23 protein-coding genes are annotated in these 25,378 nt (G+C 70.3%); 16 read left to right on the plus strand and 7 right to left on the minus strand.

Features of this window, described 5'->3' with window-relative positions:
- Positions 1-44: 44 nt before the first annotated feature.
- A complete protein-coding gene (locus ACZ5ZX_RS24685) occupies positions 45-2,054 on the minus strand; it encodes a prolyl oligopeptidase family serine peptidase (RefSeq protein WP_465504343.1) in 2,010 nt (669 codons plus the stop codon).
- Positions 2,055-2,139: 85 nt separating this feature from the next.
- Here ACZ5ZX_RS24685 and ACZ5ZX_RS24690 point away from each other — a divergent pair, with 85 nt between their 5' ends.
- The 3 genes from ACZ5ZX_RS24690 to ACZ5ZX_RS24700 are packed head-to-tail and all read left to right on the plus strand — an operon-like array spanning position 2,140 to position 4,030.
- On the plus strand, positions 2,140-3,072 hold the full coding sequence (locus tag ACZ5ZX_RS24690) for a neutral zinc metallopeptidase (RefSeq protein WP_465504344.1): 933 nt from the start codon (positions 2,140-2,142) through the stop codon (positions 3,070-3,072).
- Positions 3,069-3,569, plus strand: coding sequence for a hypothetical protein (locus ACZ5ZX_RS24695; protein WP_465504345.1), 501 nt, complete (start codon positions 3,069-3,071; stop codon positions 3,567-3,569). Before ACZ5ZX_RS24690 ends, ACZ5ZX_RS24695 begins: the two co-directional genes overlap by 4 nt.
- Positions 3,570-3,598: 29 nt before the next feature.
- Positions 3,599-4,030, plus strand: coding sequence for a CBS domain-containing protein (locus ACZ5ZX_RS24700; protein WP_465504346.1), 432 nt, complete (start codon positions 3,599-3,601; stop codon positions 4,028-4,030).
- An 80-nt stretch (positions 4,031-4,110) separates the two neighbouring features.
- Here the strand turns inward: ACZ5ZX_RS24700 and ACZ5ZX_RS24705 are convergent, their stop codons facing one another.
- Complete coding sequence (locus ACZ5ZX_RS24705; protein ID WP_465504347.1) at positions 4,111-5,676, minus strand: DUF4139 domain-containing protein; 1,566 nt, start codon at positions 5,674-5,676, stop codon at positions 4,111-4,113.
- 86 nt (positions 5,677-5,762) lie between these two features.
- Here ACZ5ZX_RS24705 and ACZ5ZX_RS24710 point away from each other — a divergent pair, with 86 nt between their 5' ends.
- The 3 genes from ACZ5ZX_RS24710 (at position 5,763) to ACZ5ZX_RS24720 (ending at position 9,939) form a co-directional block, all read left to right on the plus strand.
- Positions 5,763-7,574 carry a Xaa-Pro dipeptidyl-peptidase gene (locus ACZ5ZX_RS24710; protein ID WP_465504348.1) on the plus strand — a complete coding sequence of 604 codons (1,812 nt, stop codon included), beginning with the start codon at positions 5,763-5,765 and terminating at the stop codon, positions 7,572-7,574.
- 291 nt (positions 7,575-7,865) lie between these two features.
- Positions 7,866-8,720, plus strand: a complete 855-nt coding sequence (locus ACZ5ZX_RS24715; protein WP_465504349.1) for a M23 family metallopeptidase — start codon at positions 7,866-7,868, stop codon at positions 8,718-8,720.
- 151 nt (positions 8,721-8,871) lie between these two features.
- Entirely contained in the window at positions 8,872-9,939 is a 1,068-nt protein-coding gene (locus tag ACZ5ZX_RS24720) for a DUF4192 domain-containing protein (RefSeq protein WP_465504350.1), read from the plus strand.
- Here the strand turns inward: ACZ5ZX_RS24720 and galE are convergent.
- From galE to ACZ5ZX_RS24735, 3 genes are all read right to left on the minus strand, one after another.
- Complete coding sequence (gene galE / locus ACZ5ZX_RS24725) at positions 9,908-10,867, minus strand: UDP-glucose 4-epimerase GalE (protein ID WP_465504458.1); 960 nt, start codon at positions 10,865-10,867, stop codon at positions 9,908-9,910. The genes ACZ5ZX_RS24720 and galE overlap by 32 nt on opposite strands.
- Positions 10,868-10,982: 115 nt before the next feature.
- Entirely contained in the window at positions 10,983-12,164 is a 1,182-nt protein-coding gene (galK, locus tag ACZ5ZX_RS24730; RefSeq protein WP_465504351.1) for a galactokinase, read from the minus strand.
- Positions 12,161-12,880 carry a metal-dependent transcriptional regulator gene (locus tag ACZ5ZX_RS24735; RefSeq protein ID WP_081736173.1) on the minus strand — a complete coding sequence of 240 codons (720 nt, stop codon included), beginning with the start codon at positions 12,878-12,880 and terminating at the stop codon, positions 12,161-12,163. Before ACZ5ZX_RS24735 ends, galK begins: the two co-directional genes overlap by 4 nt.
- 108 nt (positions 12,881-12,988) lie before the next feature.
- On the opposite strand from ACZ5ZX_RS24735, the gene ACZ5ZX_RS24740 reads away from it, so the two are divergent.
- The 3 genes from ACZ5ZX_RS24740 to ACZ5ZX_RS24750 are packed head-to-tail and all read left to right on the plus strand — an operon-like array spanning position 12,989 to position 17,762.
- On the plus strand, positions 12,989-13,837 hold the full coding sequence (locus ACZ5ZX_RS24740) for a sulfurtransferase (RefSeq protein WP_465504352.1): 849 nt from the start codon (positions 12,989-12,991) through the stop codon (positions 13,835-13,837).
- A 56-nt stretch (positions 13,838-13,893) separates the two neighbouring features.
- Positions 13,894-15,066, plus strand: coding sequence for an acetoin utilization protein AcuC (locus ACZ5ZX_RS24745; RefSeq protein WP_465504353.1), 1,173 nt, complete (start codon positions 13,894-13,896; stop codon positions 15,064-15,066).
- Between the two features lie 2 nt (positions 15,067-15,068).
- Complete coding sequence (locus tag ACZ5ZX_RS24750; protein ID WP_465504354.1) at positions 15,069-17,762, plus strand: bifunctional acetate--CoA ligase family protein/GNAT family N-acetyltransferase; 2,694 nt, start codon at positions 15,069-15,071, stop codon at positions 17,760-17,762.
- Here the strand turns inward: ACZ5ZX_RS24750 and ACZ5ZX_RS24755 are convergent.
- Both ACZ5ZX_RS24755 and ACZ5ZX_RS24760 read right to left on the minus strand, forming a co-directional pair.
- Entirely contained in the window at positions 17,755-18,666 is a 912-nt protein-coding gene (locus ACZ5ZX_RS24755; protein ID WP_465504355.1) for a hypothetical protein, read from the minus strand. The genes ACZ5ZX_RS24750 and ACZ5ZX_RS24755 overlap by 8 nt on opposite strands.
- Positions 18,667-18,694: 28 nt before the next feature.
- Entirely contained in the window at positions 18,695-19,120 is a 426-nt protein-coding gene (locus ACZ5ZX_RS24760; RefSeq protein ID WP_465504356.1) for an SgcJ/EcaC family oxidoreductase, read from the minus strand.
- Positions 19,121-19,186: 66 nt separating this feature from the next.
- Between ACZ5ZX_RS24760 and ACZ5ZX_RS24765 the strand changes: the two genes are divergently transcribed.
- The 7 genes from ACZ5ZX_RS24765 (at position 19,187) to ACZ5ZX_RS24795 (ending at position 25,190) form a co-directional block, all read left to right on the plus strand.
- Positions 19,187-19,792, plus strand: a complete 606-nt coding sequence (locus ACZ5ZX_RS24765; RefSeq protein WP_465504357.1) for a TetR/AcrR family transcriptional regulator — start codon at positions 19,187-19,189, stop codon at positions 19,790-19,792.
- Between the two features lie 195 nt (positions 19,793-19,987).
- The gene (locus ACZ5ZX_RS24770) at positions 19,988-20,095 is read left to right on the plus strand and encodes a keywimysin-related RiPP (RefSeq protein ID WP_465328116.1); all 108 of its coding nucleotides are present in this window, start codon (positions 19,988-19,990) and stop codon (positions 20,093-20,095) included.
- Between the two features lie 21 nt (positions 20,096-20,116).
- Positions 20,117-21,961 carry a lasso peptide isopeptide bond-forming cyclase gene (locus tag ACZ5ZX_RS24775; protein ID WP_465504358.1) on the plus strand — a complete coding sequence of 615 codons (1,845 nt, stop codon included), beginning with the start codon at positions 20,117-20,119 and terminating at the stop codon, positions 21,959-21,961.
- Positions 21,958-22,215, plus strand: a complete 258-nt coding sequence (locus ACZ5ZX_RS24780) for a lasso peptide biosynthesis PqqD family chaperone (protein WP_465328112.1) — start codon at positions 21,958-21,960, stop codon at positions 22,213-22,215. Before ACZ5ZX_RS24775 ends, ACZ5ZX_RS24780 begins: the two co-directional genes overlap by 4 nt.
- Complete coding sequence (locus ACZ5ZX_RS24785; RefSeq protein WP_465504359.1) at positions 22,212-22,643, plus strand: lasso peptide biosynthesis B2 protein; 432 nt, start codon at positions 22,212-22,214, stop codon at positions 22,641-22,643. The genes ACZ5ZX_RS24780 and ACZ5ZX_RS24785 overlap by 4 nt, the downstream gene beginning before the upstream one ends.
- The gene (locus ACZ5ZX_RS24790; protein ID WP_465504360.1) at positions 22,640-24,406 is read left to right on the plus strand and encodes an ABC transporter ATP-binding protein; all 1,767 of its coding nucleotides are present in this window, start codon (positions 22,640-22,642) and stop codon (positions 24,404-24,406) included. The genes ACZ5ZX_RS24785 and ACZ5ZX_RS24790 overlap by 4 nt, the downstream gene beginning before the upstream one ends.
- 238 nt (positions 24,407-24,644) lie before the next feature.
- Positions 24,645-25,190, plus strand: a complete 546-nt coding sequence (locus tag ACZ5ZX_RS24795) for a helix-turn-helix transcriptional regulator (RefSeq protein WP_465504361.1) — start codon at positions 24,645-24,647, stop codon at positions 25,188-25,190.
- Positions 25,191-25,378 lie beyond the last annotated feature (188 nt).

The raw sequence follows: 25,378 nt of genomic DNA on the forward strand, positions 1-25,378 counted from the left end.
CCCGGGAAGGGGACTTCCGCCGCGGAAGTCCCCTTCCCGGCGGGTCAGGAGGCGAGTTTCTCCCACAGGAATTCGAGCACCAGCGCCCATTTGAACGCCAGTTGCTCGTTGTCGGCCGCCGCGCCGTGCCCGCCTTCGATGTTCTCGTGGTAGCGCACGTCGTGCCCCTGCTCCAGCATCCGAGCGACCATCTTGCGCGCGTGCGCGGGATGTACCCGGTCGTCCCTGGTTGAGGTGACGAACAGGACCGGCGGATACACGCGTCCACTGTGGACGTTCTGGTACGGCGAGTACTTCCCGATGTAGTCCCATTCGGCGGGGTCGTCGGGGTCGCCGTACTCGGCCATCCAGGACGCGCCCGCGAGGAGCTTGTGGTACCGCTTCATGTCCAGCAGCGGTACCTGGCTCACGATCGCGCCGAACAGGTGCGGGTACCGCGTCAGCATGACACCCATCAGCAACCCGCCGTTGCTGCCGCCCTGGATCCCGAGACGGCCAGGTTCGCTGATGCCGCGCTCCACGAGGTCGGCGGCGACGGCCGAGAAGTCCTCGTAGACCTTGTAGCGCTTGGCCTTGGTGACCGAGGTGTGCCAGGTGGGCCCGTATTCGCCGCCGCCGCGGATGTTCGCGACGACGTAGGTCCCGCCGCGCGAGAGCCAGCCGCGGCCGATCACGCCGCTGTAGCCGGGCGTCAGTGAGACCTCGAAGCCGCCGTAGCCGGTCAGCAGCGTCGGCCCGCCTTCCGCGCCGGAGGGACGTACGACGAAGTACGGGATCTTCGTGCCGTCCTCCGACGTCGCGAAGTACTGCGAGACCGTCATGCCTTCGCTGTCGAAGAACGCGGGAGCGCGTTTGAGGACTTCGACGTCGCCGCCGACGTGCCCGTAGCTCAGCGTCGACGGCTGGGTGTAGCCGCTGGAGTCGAGCAGGTACTCGTCGCTGACGTCGGGGTCGGTGCCGATGATCTGGGCCGTGCCCAGCTCCGGCGCGCCGGCGAGCGGCTGGGAGCTCCAGTTCTCCGAGGGCGTGAGTACGCGCAGTTCCGTCCGGACGTCGGACAGCGTCGAGAGCAACAGGTGGTTGTGTGTCCACACCCAGTACTCCAGTGACGTATGCGCGTCGGGGGTGAAGAGCGTCGTGAAGTCGCGCTCGCCGGCCATGAAGGCATCGAACCCGGAGGCGAGCAAGGTCCCGGACGGGTACGTGGTGCCGTCGACGGTCCAGTCCGAGCGAAGCCGGATCAGCAGCCATTCGCGGTGTGAGGACGTCTGAGCGTCTTCGGGGACCTCGATCCGTTCGAGACCGCCGGGCGTCCGGAGATACCTTTCGGTGCGGTAGAAGTCGATCGACCGGTAGACGAAGTCGCGTTCGTATCCCTCGGTCGGGTCGTGGTGGGCGGAGACCGAGACGTCGTCCGGCTTGCCCTCGAAGACCACTGTCGCCTCTTCGAGCGGGGTGCCGCGCCGCCATTCCTTCGCCAGCCTCGGATAGCCCGAGCTGGTCAGCGTCCCCGCGCCGAAATCGGTGCCGATGTAGACCCGGTCGCGGTCGATCCAGCCGATCCGGGTCTTGGCTTCGGGTACGAAGAACCCGTCTTCGACGAACCGGCGTTCGTCGAGGTCGAACTCGCGGACCACGGTCGCGTCGGCGCCGCCGCGTGACAGTTCGACCAGCGCGCGCTGATAACCCGGCCGGAGGACGGCCGCGCCCTGCCACACCCAGTTCTCGCCGTCGGCCTCGGCCAGCGCGTCGACGTCGAGCAGGAGCTCCCACTCAGGCGCGTCGAGCCGGTACTGCTCGAGGGTGGTGCGGCGCCACAGCCCGCGGGGGTTGGCCGAGTCCTGCCAGAAGTTGTAGAGATACTCGCCGCGACGCCGGACGTACGGGATCCGGTCGTCGGCGTCGAGGACCTGGCGGACCTCGTCACGGATCCCGGCGAACCGCTCGCCGCCCGCCAGTTCCGCCAGAGCTTCGGCGTTGCGGGCTCGCACCCAGTCCAGCGCTTCTCCGCCGGTCACGTCTTCCAGCCACAGGTACGGGTCCTCGTCACTCATGCTGACAGTCTCGCCGGGCTCTCCGTCCTGGCGCCACCAGGTGTGGCATTCCGTATGCTGATGGCTCGCACGCTTGGGGGAGACCATGACCGGCACCGACGAGGTACCCAGACCGTTCGCGCCGTCCCCGCCTCGCCCCGAAAGCCCCCGCAAAACGGGTTCCGCCGTGGTCGGGCTGCTCATCGTCGCCGTCCTGACCGCGGCGGGGATGGCGATGGCGAGCGGACCGCGGAAGATCGACGGCCAGGCCCTCCCGGCCGCCGACGGGCTCACCTCGGAAGTGGCCAAGGCGCCCGCCGGGAAGGCGAAACCCGCGCCCAAGGAGGTGCGGGAACTGGAGACGAACCCGCTGCTGGCCGAAGGGGTCACGCTCGGCGCGGTCACCTGCCGCCTCCCGGCGATCAGTCGTGACCCCGCCAAACTGGAGATGTACTACAAGACTTTCGCCTCCTGTCTCGCCGAAGCCTGGAAACCGGCTTTGGACCAGGCGAACGAGCCGACGCTGACGGCGACCGTCCAGGTGACGCTGCCCAAGACCAGCGCCTGCGGGAAGGCGCCGAGCGAGACCGAGGCCGTCGCCTACTACTGCGGCGGCGACACCACGATCTACGCGCCGACCGAATGGATGCTCGGCGACGCCGGTCTCGAACGGTCGCGTCACCTCGCGACGATGGCCCACGAGTACGGGCACCACGTCCAGCGGTCGAGCGGGATCCTGACGGCGGCCGCGGAGAAGATGTCCTCCCCGGAGGAGGACAGTCCGGCGGACAAGGAACTGGTCCGACGCATCGAACTGCAGGCCAACTGCTTCGGCGCGCTCGCCCTCGCGGCCGCCTCCGGGCGCGGGTCGATCGGCACCTCACTGGCCAACGCGGCGCTCGCTGACTACGGCCGCACCGACGACAGCGACACCCACGGCAGCCGCCGCAACCAGCTGAAGTGGGCGAAGGCCGGGTTCTCCGCGAAGGCGACCTCGGCGTGCAACACCTGGGCGGCGCCGGCGGCCGACGTCAAATGACCGATGACGTGATGGCCGAGATCCACACCGGCCTCCAGCTGCACATCTCCGGGGACCGGGCCGGTGCGCGCGAGAGGTTCGCCGCGTTGTGGGAGCGGATCGGCGAGGACGGCGACCCGCTGCACCGCTGCGCGCTCGCGCACTACATGGCCGACGTCTGCGACGACCCGGCCGACGAGCTCGCCTGGGATCTCCGCGCGCTCGCGGCCGCGGATTCGCTGACCGACGAACGCGCACAGGAGTACCACGCGACCCTGGCCGTGCGCGGGTTCTATCCGTCGCTGCACCTGAACCTCGCCGAGGACTACCGCAAACTCGGTGATCACGAGGCCGCGAAGGCCCAGTGGGAGCTGGGCCGGGGCACCCTCGGCGCGCTCGGCGACGACCCCTACGGCACCGGGATCATCCAGGCGTACGACGCGCTCGCGACCAGGCTGGGCATCGAACCGGACTCTCCGGACTTTCGCCCATGGCTGCCAGGCCATAACCTGGAGTGACTCAGGTCACCCAGCCGGGAGGAGCGCGTATGCGGATTTCCGATCTGTTGCGGAACAAGGGGGCGGCCGTCGCGACCGTCTCGCCGGAGACGAACGTCACCGAGCTGCTCGAGAGACTCGCGGAGCACAACGTCGGGGCCCTGGTGGTCGTCGACGCCGAAGGCGGGATCGTCGGGATCGTCTCCGAACGGGACGTGGTGCGACGGCTCAACGAACGCGGGCCCCAGCTGCTCGACGGATCGGTGGCCGCGATCATGACCAAGATGGTCGCCAGCTGCACCCCCGAGGACTCGGTGGACCAGCTGTCGGTGCTGATGACCGAACGCCGCATCCGGCACGTCCCGGTCCTGGTCGACGGCAGGCTCGCGGGGATCGTGAGCATCGGCGACGTCGTGAAGACGCGGATGGAACAGCTGGAGAAGAGCCAGGAACAGCTCGAGGCCTACATCTCGCAGGGCTGATTCCGCTCCGGCGAGTGCCATGAAAGGTCCTTTCCTTGCAAATTTTGCAAGGAAAGGACCTTTCATGGCATCGCGAGGGCCTACTCCCGCCACCCCGACAGCTCGACTCCCTTCGCGACGTCCACCCGGTACCCGAGCGTCACGACGGCGTCCGCGCCCGGAGCGAGCGTCAGCCGCCAGGTGAACTCGCCCAGCTCGGACCGCTCCACCGGCTCCGGCACCGCGCGGACTTCCCGGACCGTGATCGCCTCGTCGCGGGAGACCGGCGCCTGATCCAGCACGGTCACGACCGCTTCGCGCGGGCTGTGGTTGGTGATCGTCGTGGTGTAGGAAGCCTCGCGCTTACGCACGCCGGAGAGCGTCGCCTTGCTCGCCGAGCGGTGCGTGAGCTCCCGGTCGACCCGGATCCGGTCGTCCACGCCGAGGGCGAGTTCGAGTTCCTCGCCCGGCGCCCAGACCTCCAGCCGCGTGGTGCCGACGAACTCCGTCTCGTGGAAGACCGACGCCTTCCCCGGCCGCAGCGTGTGCTCGGAGGTGTTGACCACGGTCGCCCGCAGGTAAGCCTCCGGCGAGATCGAGGGGGCGGTGACGTAGCCCAGTTTCGCCGTCAGGTCCAGCTGCGCCAGCGTCGTCCGGTGGCCCTGCGCGCCCGAAGGCACCGCCACCGGGCGGCCGGGACGGTAGGTGACCGCGGTGGTGCCTTCTTCGGCGGTGGCGGTCCGCATCGCCATCGGGGGCCCGGCGGGCGCGGCCAGGGCCACCGACTCCGGGATCCCGCCGCCCGCGGGCGACGCGCTGCCGTACGCGGCACGCGCCATCGGCGGCTGGACCGGGCGTACGCGGTCGAGGAACCACGGCGCGAGTTCCGGCACCTCCACCGTGTTCGCCGGGCGCGCAGTGGAGAGGGCGAGCTCGCATTCCGGCCAGTCTTCGCCGGTGTGCTGGGTGATCCGCCCGTACCAGGTCACCGTGACGTCCTCGCCGCGGACACGGACGTCGTATCCCGGTTCCCAGCTCGCGTTCGCGACCACATAGGACAGTTCGAGCCCGATCTCCGCGCCGTCCTCCCCGCTCTCCAGTTCGACCGTGACCGTCGCGCTGTCCACTTCGGACACGCCCTGCTTCGCCTGGATCTCGCGGTCCAGCGCGCCGAGGTCGTCGCGGAGCCGGGCGAGCCGGACGCCGAGTTCGCGCCGTTTCCCGAGCGCGTCGGCAAGTTGCGTGCCGAGCGCGTCGGTGACTTCGGCGACCCGGGGCGGTTCCGCCGTGCCCGCCGCGAGCGCCTTCGCGAAACTCTTGCCGCTGCGCGTCGCCACCCCGGTCAGCAGATCGACCTTCGCGGTCTCCGCGGCGACGGCGTCCGCGACCGCGTCGACCTCGGCTTGGGCGGTCTCCCGGCGCTCGGTCAGCGCGCGCAGGGAGGCGTCCGCGGGCGCGGGATGGCGTTCGACGGCGACGTCGACCCCGGCGATGACCGCCGGACCGGAACCGGTGACCCGGACCGAATCGGCGTCGAGGTTCCACGGCAGGCCCGCGAAGGCGAAACGCGTTTCCCCGTCGAGGCGCGCCGACGCCCGCCTGGTGATCCGGGCGTGGTGCGGGTAGACGGTGACGGCGACGATCGGGGCTTCCACGGTGCTCGGCATGCCCCCGACGTTAGTCTCTTGACACCTGTTCGGGTGGCCGGAAACCTCAGCTGGGTCCTGCCCGCCATGCCCGTTTTGGGGGTCACGTGAGAGTCGCCAGGCTCGCTGCCTTGTTCACCGCCGTCCTGGTCCTTCCAGCGACGGCTTTGCCGGCCCAGGCCGATACGCCACCGGCGCCGGTCTTCAAGGACGGTCAGGCGCAGCCGGTCTTCGACCCGGCCGATGTCATCCGGGAGAACGTCTGGGTCACCGCGCCCGTCGACAGCGACGGCGACGGCAAGGACGACCTCGTGCACGCGGAGGTGGTGCGGCCGCGCGCGACGCAGCAGGGGATGAAGGTCCCGGTCGTCTACCAGGCCAGCCCGTACTACGCGGGCGGCAACGACGTCGCGAACCACGACGTCGACGTCGAGCTGTACGTGCCCGGCGCGAAGCGTGCCCCCGCGGGGCCGCGGATCGCGACCAAGACCGTCGGCCCGAACGCGGTGCCGATCAGCTGGCGCTACCAGGACTACTTCACCGCCCGCGGGTTCGCGGTGGTGTACGGCGAATCGCTCGGCAGCGGCCAGTCCACCGGCTGCCCGAGCACCGGCGACGTCAACGAGACCATCGGCGCGAAGTCCATTGTGGACTGGCTGAACGGCAGGACGACGGCGCGGGACGCGGCGGGCAAGGCCGCGGTCGCGGACTGGAGCACCGGCAAGACCGGCATGATGGGCGTCTCCTACAACGGGACGCTGCCGAACGCGGTGGCCAGCACCGGCGTCGAAGGGCTGGAGACGATCGTCCCGATCGCGGCGATCTCCAGCTGGTACGACTACTACCGCAACGACGGCGCCGTCGTCGCGGCTGGCGGTTTCCAGGGTGAGGACGCGGACGTGCTCGCCGACTACGTCTACACGCGACAGGATCGTGCCGTCTGCCGCCCGCTGATCGACAGCATCGCCGTCGACCAGGACCGGGTGACCGGCGACTACAGCCGCTTCTGGGACGTGCGCAACTACCGCAACGACGTGAACAAGGTGCGCGCTTCGGTGCTCGTGGTGCACGGTCTCGGCGACTGGAACGTCAAGACCGACCAGGGCACGCGGTGGTACGAAATGCTCAAGGCGCGCGGCGTCGAGCACAAGATCTGGCTGCACCAGTCCGGGCACGCCGACCCGTACAGCCTCCGCCGCGACGTCTGGCTCGCCACGCTGAACAAGTGGATGTCGCACTACCTCTACGACGTGGACAACGGCATCGAGCGCGAGCCGAAGGCCACCATCCAGCGCGAGGACAAGTCGTGGGTGGACGAGCCAGAGTGGCCGCTGCCCGGCACCCAGGACGTGAAGCTCTACCCGTGGCCAGGTGGTTCCTCGAAGGGCTCGCTCGACACGCGTAATCCCGTTCCTGGCAAGCCCGCCGTCGAAAAGCTGGCCGACGACGCGAGCAAGACCATCGAACAGCTCGCCGACGCGACGTCGTCGGGCAACCGGCTGCTGTACTCGACCTCCGCGGCGAAGCAGCCCGTACGCCTCGCCGGTACCGCGAAGGCCGGCTTGTCGGTGTCCTTCGACAAGCCCGCCGCGAACGTGACGGCGGTGCTCGTCGACCGTGCCCCGGACGGTACGGCCAAGGTGATCAGCCGCGGCTGGACCGATCCGCAGAACCGCCGCGACCCCGCCCGTACCGATCCGATCACCCCCGGCGAGAGCTACCGCGTCGAGGTCGAACTGGTCGCGAAGGACTATCTGCTCGCGGCCGGGCACAAGATCGAGTTCCTGCTGGCCTCCAGTGATCACGACTACACGCTCCGGCCGAAGCCCGGGGCGGGGATCGCGCTCGAACTGAACCGGACCACCGTGGTGCTGCCGGTGGCGGGCGGGAAGCCCGCGCTGCGCGCCGCCTTCGGCTGAGCCCCGGGGCTGGTACCGATTTGGCGCGTGAAGGCCCCCTTCCCTCTGCTCAGCCGAGGGAAGGGGGCCTTCACGCGCAGAGTGTGGCGCGGCAAAACTCGCCCCAGTACCTGTACCTGGGCGCAAGGAAGGGGGGCATCGAGTACTTCGCCGCGAGCCAGGCCCAGGCCACCGTGGCCGATCGGATCCCGAGAGCGGAAAACACCCACCCGGCCGCGGTCTTGTATGGAAAATGTATTTCCTCCGTCTTTGCTTCGACGTGTCCGGCTTCCCCAGCTGATGGAGGTCTCCATGTCCAGGTTGCGCCGCCTCGCGGTACTCGCCGCGGCCACCGTCATCCCCGCGCTCGGCCTGACCATGGCCGGGACGACGCAGGCGTCGGCCGCCCCGAATTTCCAGGTCCCGTTCAAATGCGGTGTGACGGTCACCGCCGCGACGTTCAGCGGGCACAGCCCGGCGAACTCGGTCGACTTCCAGAAGTCGGGGATCACCGGGATGCCGGTGCTGGCGTCGGCGGGCGGCACCGTCACCCGGGTCGCCGACGAAGGCAGCACGAGCTACGGGCGCTGGGTCGAGGTCGACCACGGCGGCGGCTGGCGTACCCGTTACGCCCACCTGTCGACCCAGTCCGTCTCGGTCGGCCAGGCCGTCAGCCTCGGCAAGCAGCTCGGCACGGCAGGCGCGACCGGCGGGGTGACCGGGCCGCACCTGCACTTCGAAGAGCGGCTCAACGGGGTGGCGCAGAAGGCGACGCTGAACGGGGTCGCGGTGCCGTACTACGGCCACACCGACTTCACCAGCAAGAACTCGTGCGGCGGCAACCCGTACGAGGCCACGGAGGTGTGCGGCAGCGGTTTCTCGGTGGTCGACTCGCAGGGGCTCGCGAACAATTCGGGCACGGCGTACCTGCTCTACAACGCCTCGACCAAGGCCAACTGCGTGACCACGCTGAAGGCGGTTTCGCTCGGCACCGCCTCGCCGGTGTCGGCGTTCCTCGAAGTCCAGGGTTCGGCCCGCGTGACCGACTCCGGCAGCTTCACCTACTACGCCGGGCCGGTGAAGAAGACGGCAGACTCGACCTGCGTGAAGTGGGGCGGCTCGGTCGGGTCGAACGCCTACGAGAGCCCGTTCGAGCACTGCGGCTGACCCCGCGGGGCCGGGCACTGTAGACCACCCCACCGACAGGATCGGCGTTCCGGCGCCCGGCCCCGGGGGCGGTTGTCCACAACGGTCCCGGTTGTCCACAGATCTGCCATGCCCCCACCCGGCGGCCCCATTCCCGCCGCAAGGTGGGGGCATGACCACAACCACCCCGACCGGCAGGACCAAGGTCGATCTGAAGGATCCGGCGGACCTGCTCGCCGCGATCCCGTACATCCTCGGATTCCATCCCGAGGACTCCGTCGTCGTCTTCGGGCAGCGAGGGCCGGACCGCAAGCGGCAGGGCCTCACCCTGCGCGTGGACCTCCCACCGCCCGGCCTGGAGAAAGACCAGGCGCTCGATCTCGCGGCCCGGCTGGCCGCGACCGCGCATACCGGCGCCACCGTGGCCGTCATCGGCGGTGGCACCCTGAACCCGGCCGGACGGCCTCCGCGCCGCCGCTTCGTCCGGCGCCTGGAATCCTCGCTCGCCGAGTTCGGCATCCCCTTGCTGCACCCGCTGTGGGTGCCGCGGATCGCCGCGGGCGTGCCATGGGGGTGCTACCGCGATACGACCTGCGGTGGCGTCCTGCCCGACCCTCGCGAGTCGGTGATCGCCGCGGTCGTCACCAGCGACGGCCACATCACCCGCGAGAGCCGGGAAGAACTGGAGCACCTTTTCGACGCCGGACCGCCGGAAACACTCGCCCGGCGCGCCGACCTCCTGAACAGGCTGGCCGATCCGCCCTGGGCGGGCGAGCCCGTCGTCGAGGCGGGGCTCGCCGAGGTGAACGCCGCGCTCGCCCGCGTCGCACGCGGCGACGGGACGATCACCGACGATCAGGCCGTCCGGCTGGCTTGGGCGCTTTCGCTCGTCGAGGTGCGGAGTGCCTGCCTGCTCACCGCCGCTCCCGCGGATTCGCCACTGGCGAGGGCCGCGGAAGATCTCTGGCTCCGCCTGGCCAGGGAGTTACCCGAACCGGAATCCGCCGAGGCACTCTGCCTGAAGGCGCACGCCGCCTACGCCCGCGGTGACCTGACCGTCGCCGGGATGGCGCTGGCCAGGGCCTGCGAAGTCGATCCGGAACACCGGCTGGCCAGGCTGCTGACAGTCGCTTTGGACTCGATGCTGGCCCCGTCCGAAGTGGCCGGGATCGTTCTGCGGCAGCGGGAGGAAGGGCCGCGGTGCGTGCTCAGTCTCGAGCCGTCCGGCGGGACCGGGTGAACTCCCAGGCGTCGGCCACGATGCCGTCGAGGTCGGTGCGCTCGGGCTTCCAGCCGAGTTCGTCACCCGCCCGCACGCTGGAGGCCACCAGCACCGACGGGTCACCCGCCCGGCGCGGCGCGACCGCGGCGGGGATCTCGTGACCGGTGACGCGGCGGCATGCCTCGATCACCTCGAGCACGGAAAAACCGGTACCGCTGCCGAGGTTGTAGATGCGGTGCTCGCCGTCGACCACGTGACGCAGGGCCAGCAGGTGCGCGTCGGCGAGGTCGACCACGTGGATGTAGTCGCGAATGGCGGTGCCGTCCGCGGTGGGGTAGTCGTCACCGAAGATCTGGATCCGCTCGCGGTCCCCGGTGGCGACCTGGAGAACGAGGGGGATCAGATGGGTTTCAGTGGCGTGACGTTCGCCGAAGGAGCCGTAGGCGCCGGCGACGTTGAAGTAGCGCAAGCTTGCCGCGGCGATTCCGTGGGCGCGCGAGAACGACGTGATCGCGTGGTCGATGGCCAGCTTCGTCGCGCCGTAGGTGTTCGTCGGCTGGGTCGGCGCCGACTCGGGAATGGGGGAGGACTCGGGCTCGCCGTAGGTGGCCGCGGTCGAGGAGAACACCAGCCGCTTCGTGCCGTGGTCGCGCATGGCCTCGAGCAGGCGAAGCGAGGTCAGGACGTTGCCCTCCCAGTACTTCGCCGGATCCGTCATCGACTCGCCGACCAGCGACTTGGCGGCGAAGTGGAGGACACCGTCGAAGCCGTCACCGAGGACGCGCCGCGCGACCTCGGCGGCGTCGCCCTCGACGAAGGTGGCGTCCGGGTGCACCGCGTCGGCGTGCCCGGTGGAGAGATCGTCGACCACGGTGATGTCGTGCCCGGCCTCGATGAGGCGAGCCGCGCAGACGCTGCCCACATAACCGGCTCCGCCCGTCACCATCAGCTTCAGGGTCTTGGTCGGTTCGTCGGTCACGTTCGCGCCTTTCTGCTGCGGATGCGGTCGCTCCACAGTGTCCTCGCCCCCGGGGCACCCCACGCGCCCGGGGGTGTCGCGGCTAAAGCTCGTCGCGACCGGCACCGCGCGACGGCACCGCGGTGAACAGCCTGGGGTGGCGCAGATCCGCCGCCTCGTACGCGGCCTTCACCGCTCGGCCCACAGTGTCCACATCGGACTCGCGGACCAGTGCGATCGCCGAACCGCCGAAGCCGCCGCCGGTCATCCGCGCACCGAGCGCCCCGGCTTCACGGGCCGAAGCGACGGCGAGGTCGAGTTCACGGGTGGAGATCCGGTAGTCGTCGCGCATGCTGACGTGCGAGGCGTCCAGCTGCGGACCGATCTCGGTGATCCGGCCGTCGCGCAGCAGGTCCACGGTGTCGAGGACCCGCTGGTTCTCCGTCACCACGTGCCGCACCAGCGGCACCAGGTCGTCCGGCAGCTTGGCGAGCGCGGCGTCCAGCCCGTCGACGCCGATGTCCCGCAGCGCCTTCACCTCGAGCAGTTCCGCCGCGCGCTCACAGCCCCGGCGGCGTTCGCCGTAACCGCCCTCGGCGTGCGAGTGCTTCGTGCGGGTGTCCATGATCAGGATCCGGACGCCGGATTCCTCCAGCGGGAACGGCACTTGCTCCAGCTCGCCGGAGCGGACGTCGAGGAACAGCACGTTCGATTCGGTGCAGCACAAGGAAGCCGTCTGGTCGAGCAGACCGGTCGGTGCCCCGACGAAGTCGTTCTCCGAACGCTGGACCCACCGGGCGACCTCGTGCAGGGTCGGCGAACCCGCACCGGCTCCCGGGGTGATCCCCGCCAGCCCCAGGAGGGCGAGCGCGACGGCGCATTCGAGCGCGTGGGACGAGGACAGACCGGCGCCGGAGGGCACGTCCCCCGCGATCACCAGGTCCGCGCCACTGCCGAGACCCTGGTCCCGCAGGACCCAGGTGACTCCGGCCGGATACGCGGCCCACCCCTCGATCGTGCCGGGGCGCAGATCGGCGATGGTGAGCGGCCCGGATTCCTGGACGCGGCCGTCCGAACCGAGGGTGGCCACGGTCAGCACGCCGTCCTCGCGCGGGCTCGCCGCGGCGGCGAGCCGGTGCGGGAGGGCGAACGGCAGCACGAAACCGTCGTTGTAGTCGGTGTGTTCACCGATCAGGTTCACTCGGCCGGGCGCGGACCAGACCCCGGCCGGAGCCCGGTCGTGGAGGGTCCGGAAGGTCGCCGCGGCTTCGGACGCGGCGCTCACCGTGCCTGCGCCAGCACGGCGTGCAACGCCGAAACGGGGACCTGGGCGGTGTTGTCGCCGCCGGTGACCTCGATGGTGCCGCCGGGAGCCGCCTTGCCGACCTTGACCCGGCCACCGGGCACGATGCCGACCGACTTGAGCTCGGTCATCAGCAGCTCGTCGAGCTGCACGTGTTCGGCGATGCGCCGGATCTCGACCTCGCCGCCACCGGTGCGGGCGAACTCGTCGAGCCGCACCAGGTCGGCCTCGGCCGGTGGGGCGGGATCGCCGTCACCGAGCTTGTCCAGTCCCGGGATCGGGTTGCCGTAGGGGGACGTGGTGGGGTGGTCGAGCAGCTTGACCAGCTTGCGCTCGACGGCCTCGCTCATCACGTGTTCCCAGCGGCAGGCCTCGTTGTGGACGTGCTCCCACTCGAGGCCGATCACATCGACCAGGAGGCGCTCGGCCAGCCGGTGCTTGCGCATGACCGCGATGGCGAGCTCGCGACCGTGTTCGGTCAGCTGCAGATGCCTGTCGTCCGCGACGACGACCAGCCCGTCACGTTCCATCCTGGCGACGGTCTGGCTCACGGTGGGGCCGCTCTGCTGCAGCCGCTCCGCGATCCGGGCCCGCAGCGGGACGACACCCTCTTCTTCGAGCTCGTAGATCGTACGCAAGTACATCTCTGTGGTGTCGATGAGATCGTTCACGCTGTCCCCTTCGTCCGCGTTGCTCATCGTAGTCGCTGGCACCGACAGCGACGCAGGCGTGGGGACAACAAGCCCCGAGGCGGGAAAAGTCCCCCAAGCTGGTCTTGGCGTCGGCAGGCGCGGGAAGATGGGCGTATGCGCCCCATGATCACCACCAGCGAACTCGCCGCGCAGCTCTCAGGGCCGGAATCGGCACGCTCCGTAGTCCTCGACGTCCGCTGGCGGCTCGCCGGCCCGCCCGGCGCCGATTCCTACCGTGAGGCACATCTCCCGGGCGCGGTGTATGTGGATCTCGACACCGCCCTCGCCGGGGAACCGGGTGACGGCGGCCGTCATCCGCTGCCGGAGCCGGAGACGCTGCAGCGGCATCTGCGGGCGGCCGGGGTCCGCGCCGGTCACCCGGTCGTGGTCTACGACGACGCCGACGGTTCGGTCGCCGCCCGGGCGTGGTGGCTGCTGCGCTGGGCCGGGCACACCGAGGTCGCCGTGCTCGACGGCGGGTTCGCCGCCTGGACCGAGGAGGAACGGCCGGTCACGGACGAGGTCCCGGTGCCGGAGGAGGGCGACATCGTCGTGAAGCCCGGCGGCATGCCGGTGCTGGACGCCGCCGAGGCCGCCGCGCTCGCCAGGGAGGGGCTGCTCTTCGACGCCAGGGCCAAGCAGAGGTACACGGGGGAGACCGAGCCGATCGATCCGCGCGCCGGGCACATCCCGGGCGCGCTCAACGCGCCCTTCTCCGGGCATGTCGCGGAGGATGGCCGCTGGCGCGACGCCTCGGAACTGGCCGAGCGGTTCGAAGGATTCGGCGTGACGCCGGAGACCCCGGTCGGTGTCTACTGTGGATCGGGCGTCACCGCCTCGTCCGTCGTCCTCGCGCTCGAGGTCGCGGGCCACCCGGAGCCCGCGGCGCTGTACGCGGGTTCGTGGTCGCACTGGTCCCGTGATCCGGAGCGCCCGGTCGCCACCGGAGATCTGCCGGGCTGACCCGCCGGTGGTCCGGCACGGGGCACGAGCCGCTTCCGGGCACTAGAGTTCGCACCATGCGAGCACCGGCCGTCGTATGGGACTCCTCGCTGCTGGGTTACGACCTCGGTGGCGAGCATCCGTTCAATCCGGTGCGGCTCGAGCTGACCATCCGGCTCGCCACCGAACTCGGGGTGCTCGACGGCGTCGAACTGCTCGTCCCCGGTCCCGCCGGGGACGACGAACTCCGCCGCGTCCACATCGGTGAGTACATCGAGGCGGTCCGGCAGGCACCGATGACCGGCGCGGATTTCGCGCACGGGCTCGGCACCGAGGACAACCCGGTGTTCACCGGCATGCACGAGGCCTCGGCACTGGTCGTCGGCTCGACGCTGCTGGCCGCACGCAAGATCGCCGACGGCGAGGCGACCCGGGCGGTGAACATCGCGGGCGGGCTGCACCACGCGATGCGCGACAAGGCGTCGGGCTTCTGCGTCTACAACGACTGTTCGGTGGCCATCTCGTGGCTGCTGGACCACGGTTTCGACCGCATCGCCTACGTCGACACCGACGTCCACCACGGCGACGGTGTGCAGGCGGCGTTCTACGACGACCCCCGGGTGCTGACCGTTTCCCTGCACCAGCACCCGTTCACGCTGTGGCCGGGCACGGGTTACTCGGGGGAGACCGGCAAGGACGGCGCCGAGGGCACCGCGGTCAACCTGCCGCTGCCGCCCGGTACCCGCGACGGTGGCTGGCTGCGGGCGTTCGACGCGGTGGTGCCGTCGCTGCTGGAGCAGTTCCGCCCGCAGATCCTCGTCACCCAGTGCGGCGTCGATTCCCACGAAGAAGACCCGCTGGCGGATCTCTCGCTCTCGGTGGACGGCCATCGCGCCATCTACCGTCGGCTTCGTGAGCTGTCCGAGGCGCACGCCGGTGGCCGCTGGCTCGCCGTGGGCGGCGGTGGCTACCAGTTGATCCGGGTAGTGCCGCGGTCCTGGACCCATCTGCTCGCCACCGTGCTCGATCGCGACGTCGACCCGGCGACGGCGCTGCCGCCGAACTGGGTCGCGTCGATCTCCAGGGCGGCGCCGCACGCCGAGATCCCGCCCCGGATGTCCGACGACCGGGAAACCGGGTTCGTCCCGTGGGGAGACGGGGCGGACGAGCCGGTCGACATCGCCATCCGTGACACCCGCCGCGCGATCTTCCCGCTGCACGGCCTCGATCCGGACGATCCGAGGGATTGACCATGACCACTGAGGACGCCAGGCTCGCCGCCTTCGACTACCCGCGTGAGTGGGAGGCCGACGTCCTGCTCTCCGACGGGGGCACGGTCCATCTGCGACCGGTGATCCCCAGCGACGCCGACGGGCTCGTCGCCTTCCACGGCCGGTTGTCCGAACGCACCCGCTATTTCCGGTACTTCGGCGCCTATCCGCGGATCCCGCAGCGGGACCTGGAACGGTTCTCCGTCGTCGACCACCATGACAGGGTCGCCTTCGTCGCGTTGCTGGGCGACGACATCGTGGCAGTCGGCCGTTACGAACGGCTCGACCAAGGGCCGTCGGCCGAGGTCGCGTTCGTCGTCGACGACGCCCACCAGGGCCGCGGCCTCGGGTCGATCCTGCTGGAGCATCTGGCGGCCGCCGCTTCGGAATGCGGTTTGCGCCGCTTCGTCGCCGAAGTGCTCGCCGAGAACGCGGGGATGGTCCGGGTGTTCCGCGACGCCGGGTATCAGGTCAGCCGCGAGATCGAGGAAGGCGTACTGCACCTCGAGTTCGACATCGACCCGACGGAGGAGTCACTCGCGGTGGCCCGCGCCAGGGAGCAGGCCGCCGAGGCGCGCAGCGTGCACAACCTGCTGCACCCGAAGTCGGTCGCGGTGATCGGCGCTTCCACCGATCCGACGAAGATCGGGTACGTCGCCCTCACGAATCTGCTGAGCGCCGACTTCGCCGGCACCGTCTACCCGGTGAACCCGGAACACAAGTCCGTCCGCGGCGTGCGCGCCTATCCGTCCGTTGTGGACATTCCCGAGGACGTCGACCTGGCGCTGGTCGCTGTGCCCGCCGAAGCCGTCGAGTCCGTTTTGGACGGTGCGCTGGCCAAGGGGGTCAAGACCCTCCTGATCGTCTCCGGCGGCTTCGCCGAGGCGGGCCCGCACGGGCTGCACGCCGAACTGCGGCTGGTCGGGGAGGCCAGGGCGCACGGTATGCGCGTGGTCGGCCCGAACGCGCTTGGCGTGCTCAACACCGACGTCTCGGTCCGGCTCAACGCCACCCTCGCGCCGCGGCTGCCCGCCCGTGGCCGCACCGGGTTCTTCTGCCAGTCCGGCGCGCTCGGCACCGCGATCCTCGCCGACGCCGAAGCACGCGGGCTCGGGCTCTCGACCTTCGTCTCGGCGGGCAACCGGGCCGACGTCTCCGGCAACGACCTGCTGCAGTACTGGGAGACCGATCCGGCGACCGACCTCGTCCTGCTCTACCTGGAATCGTTCGGCAACCCGCGCAAGTTCGCGCGGCTGGCGCGGCGGCTGGCGCGGACGAAACCGGTGGTGGCGGTGAAATCCGGCAGGCATGCCGTCCGCCCGCAACTCGCCGCGACCTCGGCGGAGGTCGACGAATCCAGCGTGCAGGCCCTGTTCGAACAGGCGGGTGTGGTCCGCGTCGACACCCTCGCGCAACTCTTCGACACCGCGCTGGTCTTCGCCCACCAGCCGCTGCCGGCCGGGCCGCGGGTCGGCATCGTGGGCAACTCCAGCGCGATCGGGCTGCTGGCCGCCGACACCGCGCGGGCACAGGGCCTGCGGCTGGCCTCGGACCCGGTCGACGTCGGACCGCAGGCGAGCCCGGAGGAGTTCGCCTCGGCCGTGCGTGAAGCCCTCAACTCCCCGGAGACCGACGCGCTCGTCGTGGTCTTCGTGCCACCGCTGGCCATCCCCGGCACCGCCTACGCCCGCGCCCTGCGGGAGGTCGTCGTGGAGATGCACGAGAACAAGCCGATCGTGTCGACCTTCCTCGCCGTCGAAGGCGTGCCGGACGAACTGGCCGTACTGTCCGAGGACGGCGTGCCGACGCGGGGTTCGGTCCCGTCCTATCCCAGCCCCGAACGCGCGGTGAACGCCCTCGCCCGCGTCGTGCGTTACGCCGCTTGGCGTCAGCGGCCGCAGGGGAACCTGGTGCGACCGGCGGGGCTGCACGCCGAGCAGGCTCAGGTGATCGTCGCCGAGCTGCTGAAGGGCGAGGACGGCAAGACGACACTGCTCTCCGACGAAGACGTGGTCCGGCTTCTGGGCTGTTACGGCATCGACGTCGTCCCCTTCCGTGTCGTGACGTCGGCGGACGAAGCGGTGAAAGCGGCCGAAGAGCTGGGTTTCCCGGTCACCCTCAAGGCCGTCGACGAACGGTTCCGCGGCAGGCCCGACCTCGCCGGGGTGCGGCTCGATCTGTCCTCTGTGGACGGAGTACGCCGGGCGTACCTCGATCTGCGGGAGACCTCCGGCGACGATGACGTCTACGTCCAGCGGATGGCGCCCAAGGGCCTGTCCTGCGTGATCGGCCTGCAGGACGACCCGTCGTTCGGCACGCTCGTGTCGTTCGGCCTCTCCGGGCTGGTCAGCACGCTGCTGGGGGACCGGGCCTACCGCGCCGTCCCGCTCACCGACGTCGACGCCGCCACCCTGCTGCGCGAACCGCGGACCTCGCCGCTGCTCACCGGGTACCGCGGTGACGAACCGGCGGATCTGGCCGCGTTGCAGGACATCGTGCTGCGCGTCGCCGCCCTCGCCGAGGACAATCCCGAGGTCCGCTCGATGACGCTCGACCCGATCCTGGCCTCCCCGGACGGCGCGTTCGTCGCCAACGCCCGGATCGTGCTCGGCCCGCCACCGACCCGCCCCGACACCGGGCCGCGGCGGCTGCGGCCGATCAACGCCCCTACTTGAGCCCGGGGAGAGCCACGCTGAGCACACTCGTCGCGAGCGGCGCGAGGATCCCGAACGCCGCCGTGACGGTCTTGCCCACCGTGGCGTCGATGCCCAGCAGCCGGGTCAGGCGAGCACGGCCGGCCGGCCAGTCCTCGCCGGGCCGCGCGTCGGGCGGCAACGGGTAGAGCTCGTCGGCCAGTCGCACGCACCGGCTCTTCCACGCGAGGAACACCGGCACGTAGAGCAGCAGCGAGATCGCGGTGAACAGCGCGCCGTAGAGCAGCACCCCTTCCGGCGGAAAGGCCTCCTTCGGGGTGCCAGTCGCGAGGAAGGCCCGGCGCTGGGCCCCGGCGTCGATGACCGCGGCCGACACGATGAGCGCCAGCACGGTCAGACAGATCCCGTTGGCACGCTTGCAATCGAGGAGTTCGCCGAGTACCCCGTCCGCCTGCTCGCGCTCCTCGCCGTCGAGCACCCGGGAAATCCGGCGGAGCCGGGTGTGGTTGAGCCACAACCCCAGCACCGCGGGCGCCGCCGCGATCAGGCCGAGGGCGAGCAGGGTCCGGGAGACCCCGATCGCCGTCGTGGGCCTGAGGTTCCCGATCGGCGAACCGGTCTTCCACTGGAAGGCGAACAGAATCGCCGCGAAGATCCCGTACGCCAGCGCTGGCTTCCACGCCGCGACACCGGCCAGACGACGCCAGGCCGTCAGGTGGAGCGAGTGCGCGAACAGGAAGGCGAACAGCACCGCCGACGCCCCGATCAGCATCGACCACACCCCGAACTCGCCGGAGTCCGCCAAGGCCCGGTCGCCTCGTGAACCGAGCACCGCCCGCGTCAGCAGGCTGAGCCCGGCGAAGGCGCCGAGCGCGAGCACACTGACCACGAGCGGCCAGAGCCAATGCTTTCTCAGCCGCGTCACGCCGTCAGTCTGCCGGGAACGGCGGCGATCAGGAATTCCACTCCTGGGGCGACCGGGCGGCGAGTTCCGCGTCGTGGTCGGTGAACTCCGCGATATCGCCCCGGATCGTGTTGTGGAACGCGACGATCTCGCCGTCGCGGACGAGCTTCGTCTGCACCGCCCGTGCTTCCCCGGCCAGGGGACCTGCGGGGATGGACAGCCTGGTCGCGGTGTGCACGAGGTCGAATCCGCCCCCGAGCGGACGGCTCGACACCTGGCGGATCTCCAGCCTGCTGCCCCGGTAGATGGTGTCGAAGATGTTCTGGCTTTCCCGTGCGATCGTCGCGCGGCCGCGCTGGATCCGGCCGAGGACGTCGACGAAGTCCGCGTCCTCGGCGAAACACGCGGCCCACGCCGGCCCGTCGCCCGCGTTCCAGGCGCGTTCCAGTTCGGTGATGATCTCCTCGGTGGTCATCGCTATCCTCTCCTTGTAACGGCGATCCATTACTTAGAACAACGTTCCAACTTTCGAGGAGCATACATGTCCGCGGACCTTCCCGGCATCGTCCGGTTGCGCGATCGGCGCGAGGCGCTGACGCTGCGCACGATCCTGACCGCGGCCCGCGGACTCTTCGCCGAGCGCGGATACGCGCGGACCCCGATCCGCCTCATCGCGCAGGAAGCGGGGGTGTCGCCGCAAACCATCTACGCCCACTTCGGCTCGAAGGCCGGTGTCCTCGGCGGGCTCGTCGACCTCCTCGACGACGAGTCCGGGATCCCCGACCTCGTCGCCGAGGCCCAGCGGACCGAAGACCCGGTCGCGCTGCTCGGCCTGCTGGCCCAGGTCGCCCGCCAGGTCCGGGAACGCTGCGGCGACATCGTCACGATGCTGAGCTCCGGTGCCGCCGTCGATCCGGACATCGCCGCGACCCAGGCCGAGGGCGCGCGGCGCAACCGGCTCGGCGTCGAGCTGGTGATCGCTCGCGTCGAGGCGAGCGGACGCGAGGTGGTGTCCAGGGCCGCCGACATCGCCGTGGCCCTGATGAGCGCCGACGTCCACGCCAGCCTCGTCACCGAGGCCGGGTGGAGTCACGACGACTACGAAGCCTGGCTCAAGGACACCTTGGTCACGTCGCTGCTTCGGTGACGCACGGGCTTGCCGAAGAACGCCGAGAGCTGAGCGCGTCGCCCCAGTGCGGCAGCAGCGCGCAGCTCGAGTGCCGCTTGTGGCAATTGCCGGTTCCGGAAGCTTCGTTCGCTGTAGAACCCGCGAACCCCTTGTTACGTTCGGTGATGGCGCGTGCACGCCCGAAGCGAAGGAAACCGACGAAAGGTGAGTGCCATGAAGGAATACGAGACCCCCATGCTGATCGAGGCCGGCGAGTTCGACGAGGTCACCGGCCTGCTCGCCAGGCACGGCAACGACCGGCTGATCTTCAGCAAGAACTGAACGCGCTGACCGTCTGCGTCGATGCGTCGAATCGTTGACACGCTGGGTCACGGCGAGGAGTACTTCGCGGTCTTTCCCGACCACGAAGCCACCCTCGCCGTGGCCCCGCGGTTGCACGCACCTGGGTCCCGGACGCTCGCCCACGCGTCGGGGCGGCCGTGGCTGACCGGCCGGTGGCCGGATGACGGGATCGTCGTGGCCTCGGCGGGGCGGACCAGGCTGGCGGTGATCGGCTGGTGCCCGGTCACCGAGAAGGAGCTGACCCTCGCGGCCGCGCGGCTGCGTGATCCCGGCGGGCTCGACGCGCTGGCGGCGAAACTGCCGGGCAGCTTCCACCTGGTGGCCTCGATCGACGGGCACTGCCGGGTGCAGGGCACGGCGTCCGGGCTGCGGCTGGTCCACCACACCAGGATCGGCGGGGTGGTGGTCGCGGCCGACCGCGCGGACATCCTCGCCCACGCGGCGGGAGCGGACGTCGACGAGCGGATGCTCGCGGTCCGGCTGCTGTTCCCGGTGCCGCATCCGTTGCTGCACAAGCCGATGTGGCGCGGGGTGCACGGGGTGGAGCCGGGCAGCGCGCTGGTGTTCGCGCCGGACGGTCTCGCCGCCCGCACGGTGCGGTGGTGGGATCCGCCGCGCCCGGAACGCTCGCTCGCGGAAGGCGCGCCGCTGGTGCGGGAAGCGCTCACCGCCGCGGTGGACACGCGCACGGCCGCCGGTGGCGTGGTCGCCTGCGACCTTTCCGGTGGCCTGGATTCGACCTCGGTGACCTTCCTCGCCGCCCGCGGCGACGCGAAGATCGTGGCGAGCACCTGGCCGGGACTCGACCCGGCCGACGACGACCTCGCCTGGGCGAAGCGCGCGGCGGCGCATCTGCCCGAGGTCGAGCACGCGGTGTGGGACGTCGCCGCGTCTCCGCTGGTCTACGCGGGCCTGCTCGAAATCGACGATCCGCTCGACGAGCCGACCATCGGGATGATGGACCGGGCCAGGCTGCTCAGCGATCTGGCGCCGCTGGCGGCCAAGGGCAGCAGGGTCCGCCTGACCGGCATCGGCGGCGATCACGTCGCTTGGTGTTCCGAAGCGCACTATCACGCGATTCTGCGGCGCCGTCCGTTGTTCGCGCTGGGCGCGCTCCGGGGTTTCCGCGCGCTGTTCACCTGGCCGCTCGGTGGCATGGTCCGCGCGCTCGCCGATTCCCGTTCGTACCGCCGGTGGCTCTCGGACGCCGCGGCCGACGTCCGCGCGGTGAAGACCGCGCCGGTGACCGCGGCGCTGGGCTGGAGTACTCCGCCCCGGTTGTTCGACTGGGCGACGCGGGAGGCGGAAGAGCTGGCGAGCGCGGCGATCCGGGAGGCGGCGCTCACCGCGGAGCCGCTCGGTGAGACCAGGGGCGAGCACGCGGATCTGGAGCAGATCCTGTCCTGCACGCGGATCATCCGGCAATGGGAGCAGATGAGCGCGCGGGCCGGGCTGCCGATCCAGTCGCCGTTCCTCGACGACCGGGTGATCGAGGCCTGCCTGTCGATCAGGCCGGACGACCGGGTGACGCCGTGGGCGTACAAACCGGTGCTCACCGAAGCCATGCGTGGCGTGGTACCCGGCGAATGCCTGGCCCGCACCAGTAAGGCGCAGGCGTCGATGGACGCCGCGGCGGGGCTGCGGGCCAGCCGCGGCGACCTGCGCGAGCTGTGGGCCGACTCGAGGCTCGCCGAACTCGGCCTCGTCGACCGGAATCGCTTGAGCGCCTTGGCATCGCGGCCCGAAACGCCGGAGCTTCGCGACGGCATCCTGTATCCGACCATCGGCTGCGAGGTCTGGCTGCGCACGTTCTCGAAGCCCTTGCTCTCTCTGGAGGAGAAATGAGCCTCGCCTTCCGCCCCAATGTGTCCATTGTGGACACCGACTATGGGTCCGTGCTGCTCGACGAGCGCAAGGGCCGGTATTTCCAGCTCAACCCGAGTGGCCGGATCGTCGTGCGGACACTGCTCGAAGGCGGTGACAGCGACCAGGCGGCCGGCGCGCTCATCGAGGAGTACGACGTCTCGCGTGAGCGTGCCGAGCAGGACGTGACCGCGCTGGTGGAGGGGCTGCGCGCGGCGGGCCTGGTGACGTCGTGACCACCCCGAGCGCGCTCAGCAGGTCGCGGTCACTGCCGTTCACGCGGCGGCTCGCCGCGCGGCTCGCGGTCGCCGCGGCCAGGCTGGTCGCGATGCTGCCACCTCAGCGGATCCGGCTGGTCTTCGGCGTACTCCGCCGCGGTGCCCGCCCCGCCACCCTCGAGCAGGTGGAGGCCGCGAGGGAGGCGGTGCTGGCGGTCAGCCTGGCCTGCCTCGGCCCGAAAGGTTGTCTGCCCAGGTCGCTGGCGGTCACGCTGCTGTGCAGGTTCCGCGGTACTTGGCCGACGTGGTGCGTCGGGGTCCGGTCGCGGCCGCCGTTCGGCGCGCACGCCTGGGTCGAGGTGGACGGGCAGCCCGTCGGCGAAGGGGTCTCCGCCGGGTATTTCGCGAAGCTCGTCGCGGTCGGGCCGCCGGATCAAGACCGATGAGCGATCGGGCGGGCTTCCGGGATCTGCTGCGGCTGACCGTGGGCCACCGCGGGGTGCTGACGCTGGCGATCGTGCTCACCGTCGCGGCGTCCGGGCTGGGGATGCTGCAGCCGTTGCTGGTCCGGCACGGGATCGACTCGGTGGGCACGCGGCCGCTCTCCTGGTGGTTCATCGCGGGCATCGCCGGGCTCTTCCTCGTCCAGGCCGCCGTGGACGGGCTCGGCTTGTTCATGCTGGAGCGGTCGGGCGAACGCGTGGTGCTCAGCGTGCGCAGACGGCTGATCGCGCGCCTGCTGCGGCTGCGGATGCCCGCCTACGAAGACCACCGGCTCGGCGACCTGATCTCCCGGCTCAGCGTCGACACCACCGTGCTGCGCGACGTGGTGTCGACAGCGTCGGTCCAGCTCGTCGCCGGCGGGTTGACCGGACTGGGCACGGCGGTGCTGATGCTGGTGCTCGACCCGGTGCTGTTCGGCCTGGTGGCGGCGACCGTGTCGGTGGCCGCCGTCGTGGTGGCCGCGTTGCTCGGCAGGCTCCGCGCGGCGGGCGAGCGGACGCAACGCGGCGTCGGTGAGATGACCGCGGACCTCGAACGCGCGCTGGGCGCGATCCGGATGGTGCGCGCGAACCGGGCGGAGCCGCGAGAGGAGCGGCGGATCGGCGAGCGGGCGGAGTCGGCTTTCGCCGCGGGGGTGCAGGCGGCCAAGCTGACCTCGGTGATGACCCCGGCCGTCGAACTGGCCATCCGCGGCTCGCTGCTGCTGGTACTGCTCATCGGCGGGGCGCGGGTGGCCGCGAACGCGACCTCGCTGGGCGAGCTGGTGGCGTTCCTCTTGTACGCGACCTATCTGGTGGTGCCGCTCATCTCGCTGCTCCAGGGGATCGGCCTCGTGCAGCGCGGCATGGGCGCGCTGCAGCGGGTGCACGAGGCCTCCCTCTTGCCCGTCGAAAGCGACACGGTGACCAGCTCGCCGATACTCCCCGCGCGGTCCGCGCCGGTGCTGGAATTCCGCGACGTCCGATTCTCCTATGGGAAAAGGACGGTGCTGGACGGCGTTTCGTTCCGGGTCGAACCGCGGACGAGCGTGGCGCTGGTCGGAAAGTCGGGCGCGGGAAAGTCGACAGTTTTCTCGCTGGCCGAGCGTTTTTATCAGCCCTTTTCCGGAACGATCCTGCTGAATGGCGTCGATCTGAACGGAATGTCACTTTCCGACTGCCGTTCCCGGCTGGCGCTGGTCGACCAGAACGTGCCCATCCTGCATGGCACGCTGCGGGAGAACCTCGTGTACGCGGCACCGGACGCCGACGAGGAAGAGCTCACGCGGGTGCTGGAAATGGTCAACCTGGCCGGGCTCGTCGCCACCCTGCCCGACGGGCTCGACACCCAGGTCGGGGAACGCGGGAACATGCTCTCCGGCGGTGAGCGGCAGCGGGTCGCCATCGCCCGTGCCCTGCTCGCCCGGCCTGACCTGCTGCTTCTCGACGAGCCGAGTGCGCATCTCGACCAGATCAACGAGTTCGCGCTGACCAGGGCGCTGGAGCGGGCCGGAGGTGAATGCGCGCTGCTGATCATCGCGCACCGGCTGGCCACCGTCCGCCGGGCCGACCGGATACTGGTGCTCGACGAGGGCAGGGTCGCCGGCGACGGCACGCACGACGAGCTCACCTTGTCCTGCCCGCTGTACCGGCGGCTCGTCGAGAATCAGTTGTCCGATGATCGGCCTACCGAGAGTCGTCCTGCCGAAGCGGCTTCCACCGGATAATCCCCGATTGTGGTCATCTCATCCCCCGGATGGCCCTGTCGCATCCTCCGAGCGCTCTTGAGAATGGATCGCTGGGATGTCGGATGGGTTATTCGGATGGGCCGGTGATGATGCTCAGATGATCTACAACCGACTGGCCGATGGCCAATTGACTCGGCAAATGGAATTCGTGGAGGTGTTGTCGGGAAGGTGCGATACGCTCAGGCGTATCGACCGGTTTTGTGAAACCACGAAACTCGTGTCCGGAATTCTTTCCGACGGCAGCCGGACGGGCGTCTGCGACCCGGGGCTGCTGGAATCGATGCTCTTCAGCCCGGGGCGCAGCCGGCTGGTGGTCGACCCGCGGCTGGCGGGCGGTGAGCTGGTGCGGCACCACGAAAAGGCCAGGCAGACCGAAATCAGGGTGTACGGCGGAGTGCTGCGGCACCTGCTCGTCTTCGACGCCCGGTACGCGATCGTGCCGCTCGACGAGGTGAGCCTGCACGCGGGCGCGCTGGTACTGCGCCCACCGCTCGTCGGTCCCTGCGGTCAGTTCTTCGGAGTCCTCTGGTCGGAGTCGCGACCGCTCGGCGGCGGGCCGGGGCGGGGCGCCAGTCTCAAAGGACGGCAGCTGCAGGTCGCCGACCTGCTGGTGGAAGGAGCCACGGACCATCAGGTCGCGAACCGCTTGGGCATGAGCAGCAGGACCGTGCGCACGATCGTGTCCGAGCTGCACGACCGGTTCGGCACCACCTCGCGGATGGCCTTGGGCTTCCGGCTCGGCCGGGTGGCCAAACGCGCCTAGCCCGGCATCGTGTCCACGAGGAGCGTTCTCGGATTCCCGTTCTGGTGAGAAGTAAGGCAAATATGGCGTGCTGAAGTCGAGGTGGTCGCGGACTCGTCAAAGACGACCCAGCGTCCCCGCAACCGTCCACAAGGGACGCCTTTCGGGGGATCGGTGTCCGATTGATGGAACTATGTGCGGTTCCGCGT

The organism is Amycolatopsis sp. NPDC033938 (genome assembly GCF_055575975.1).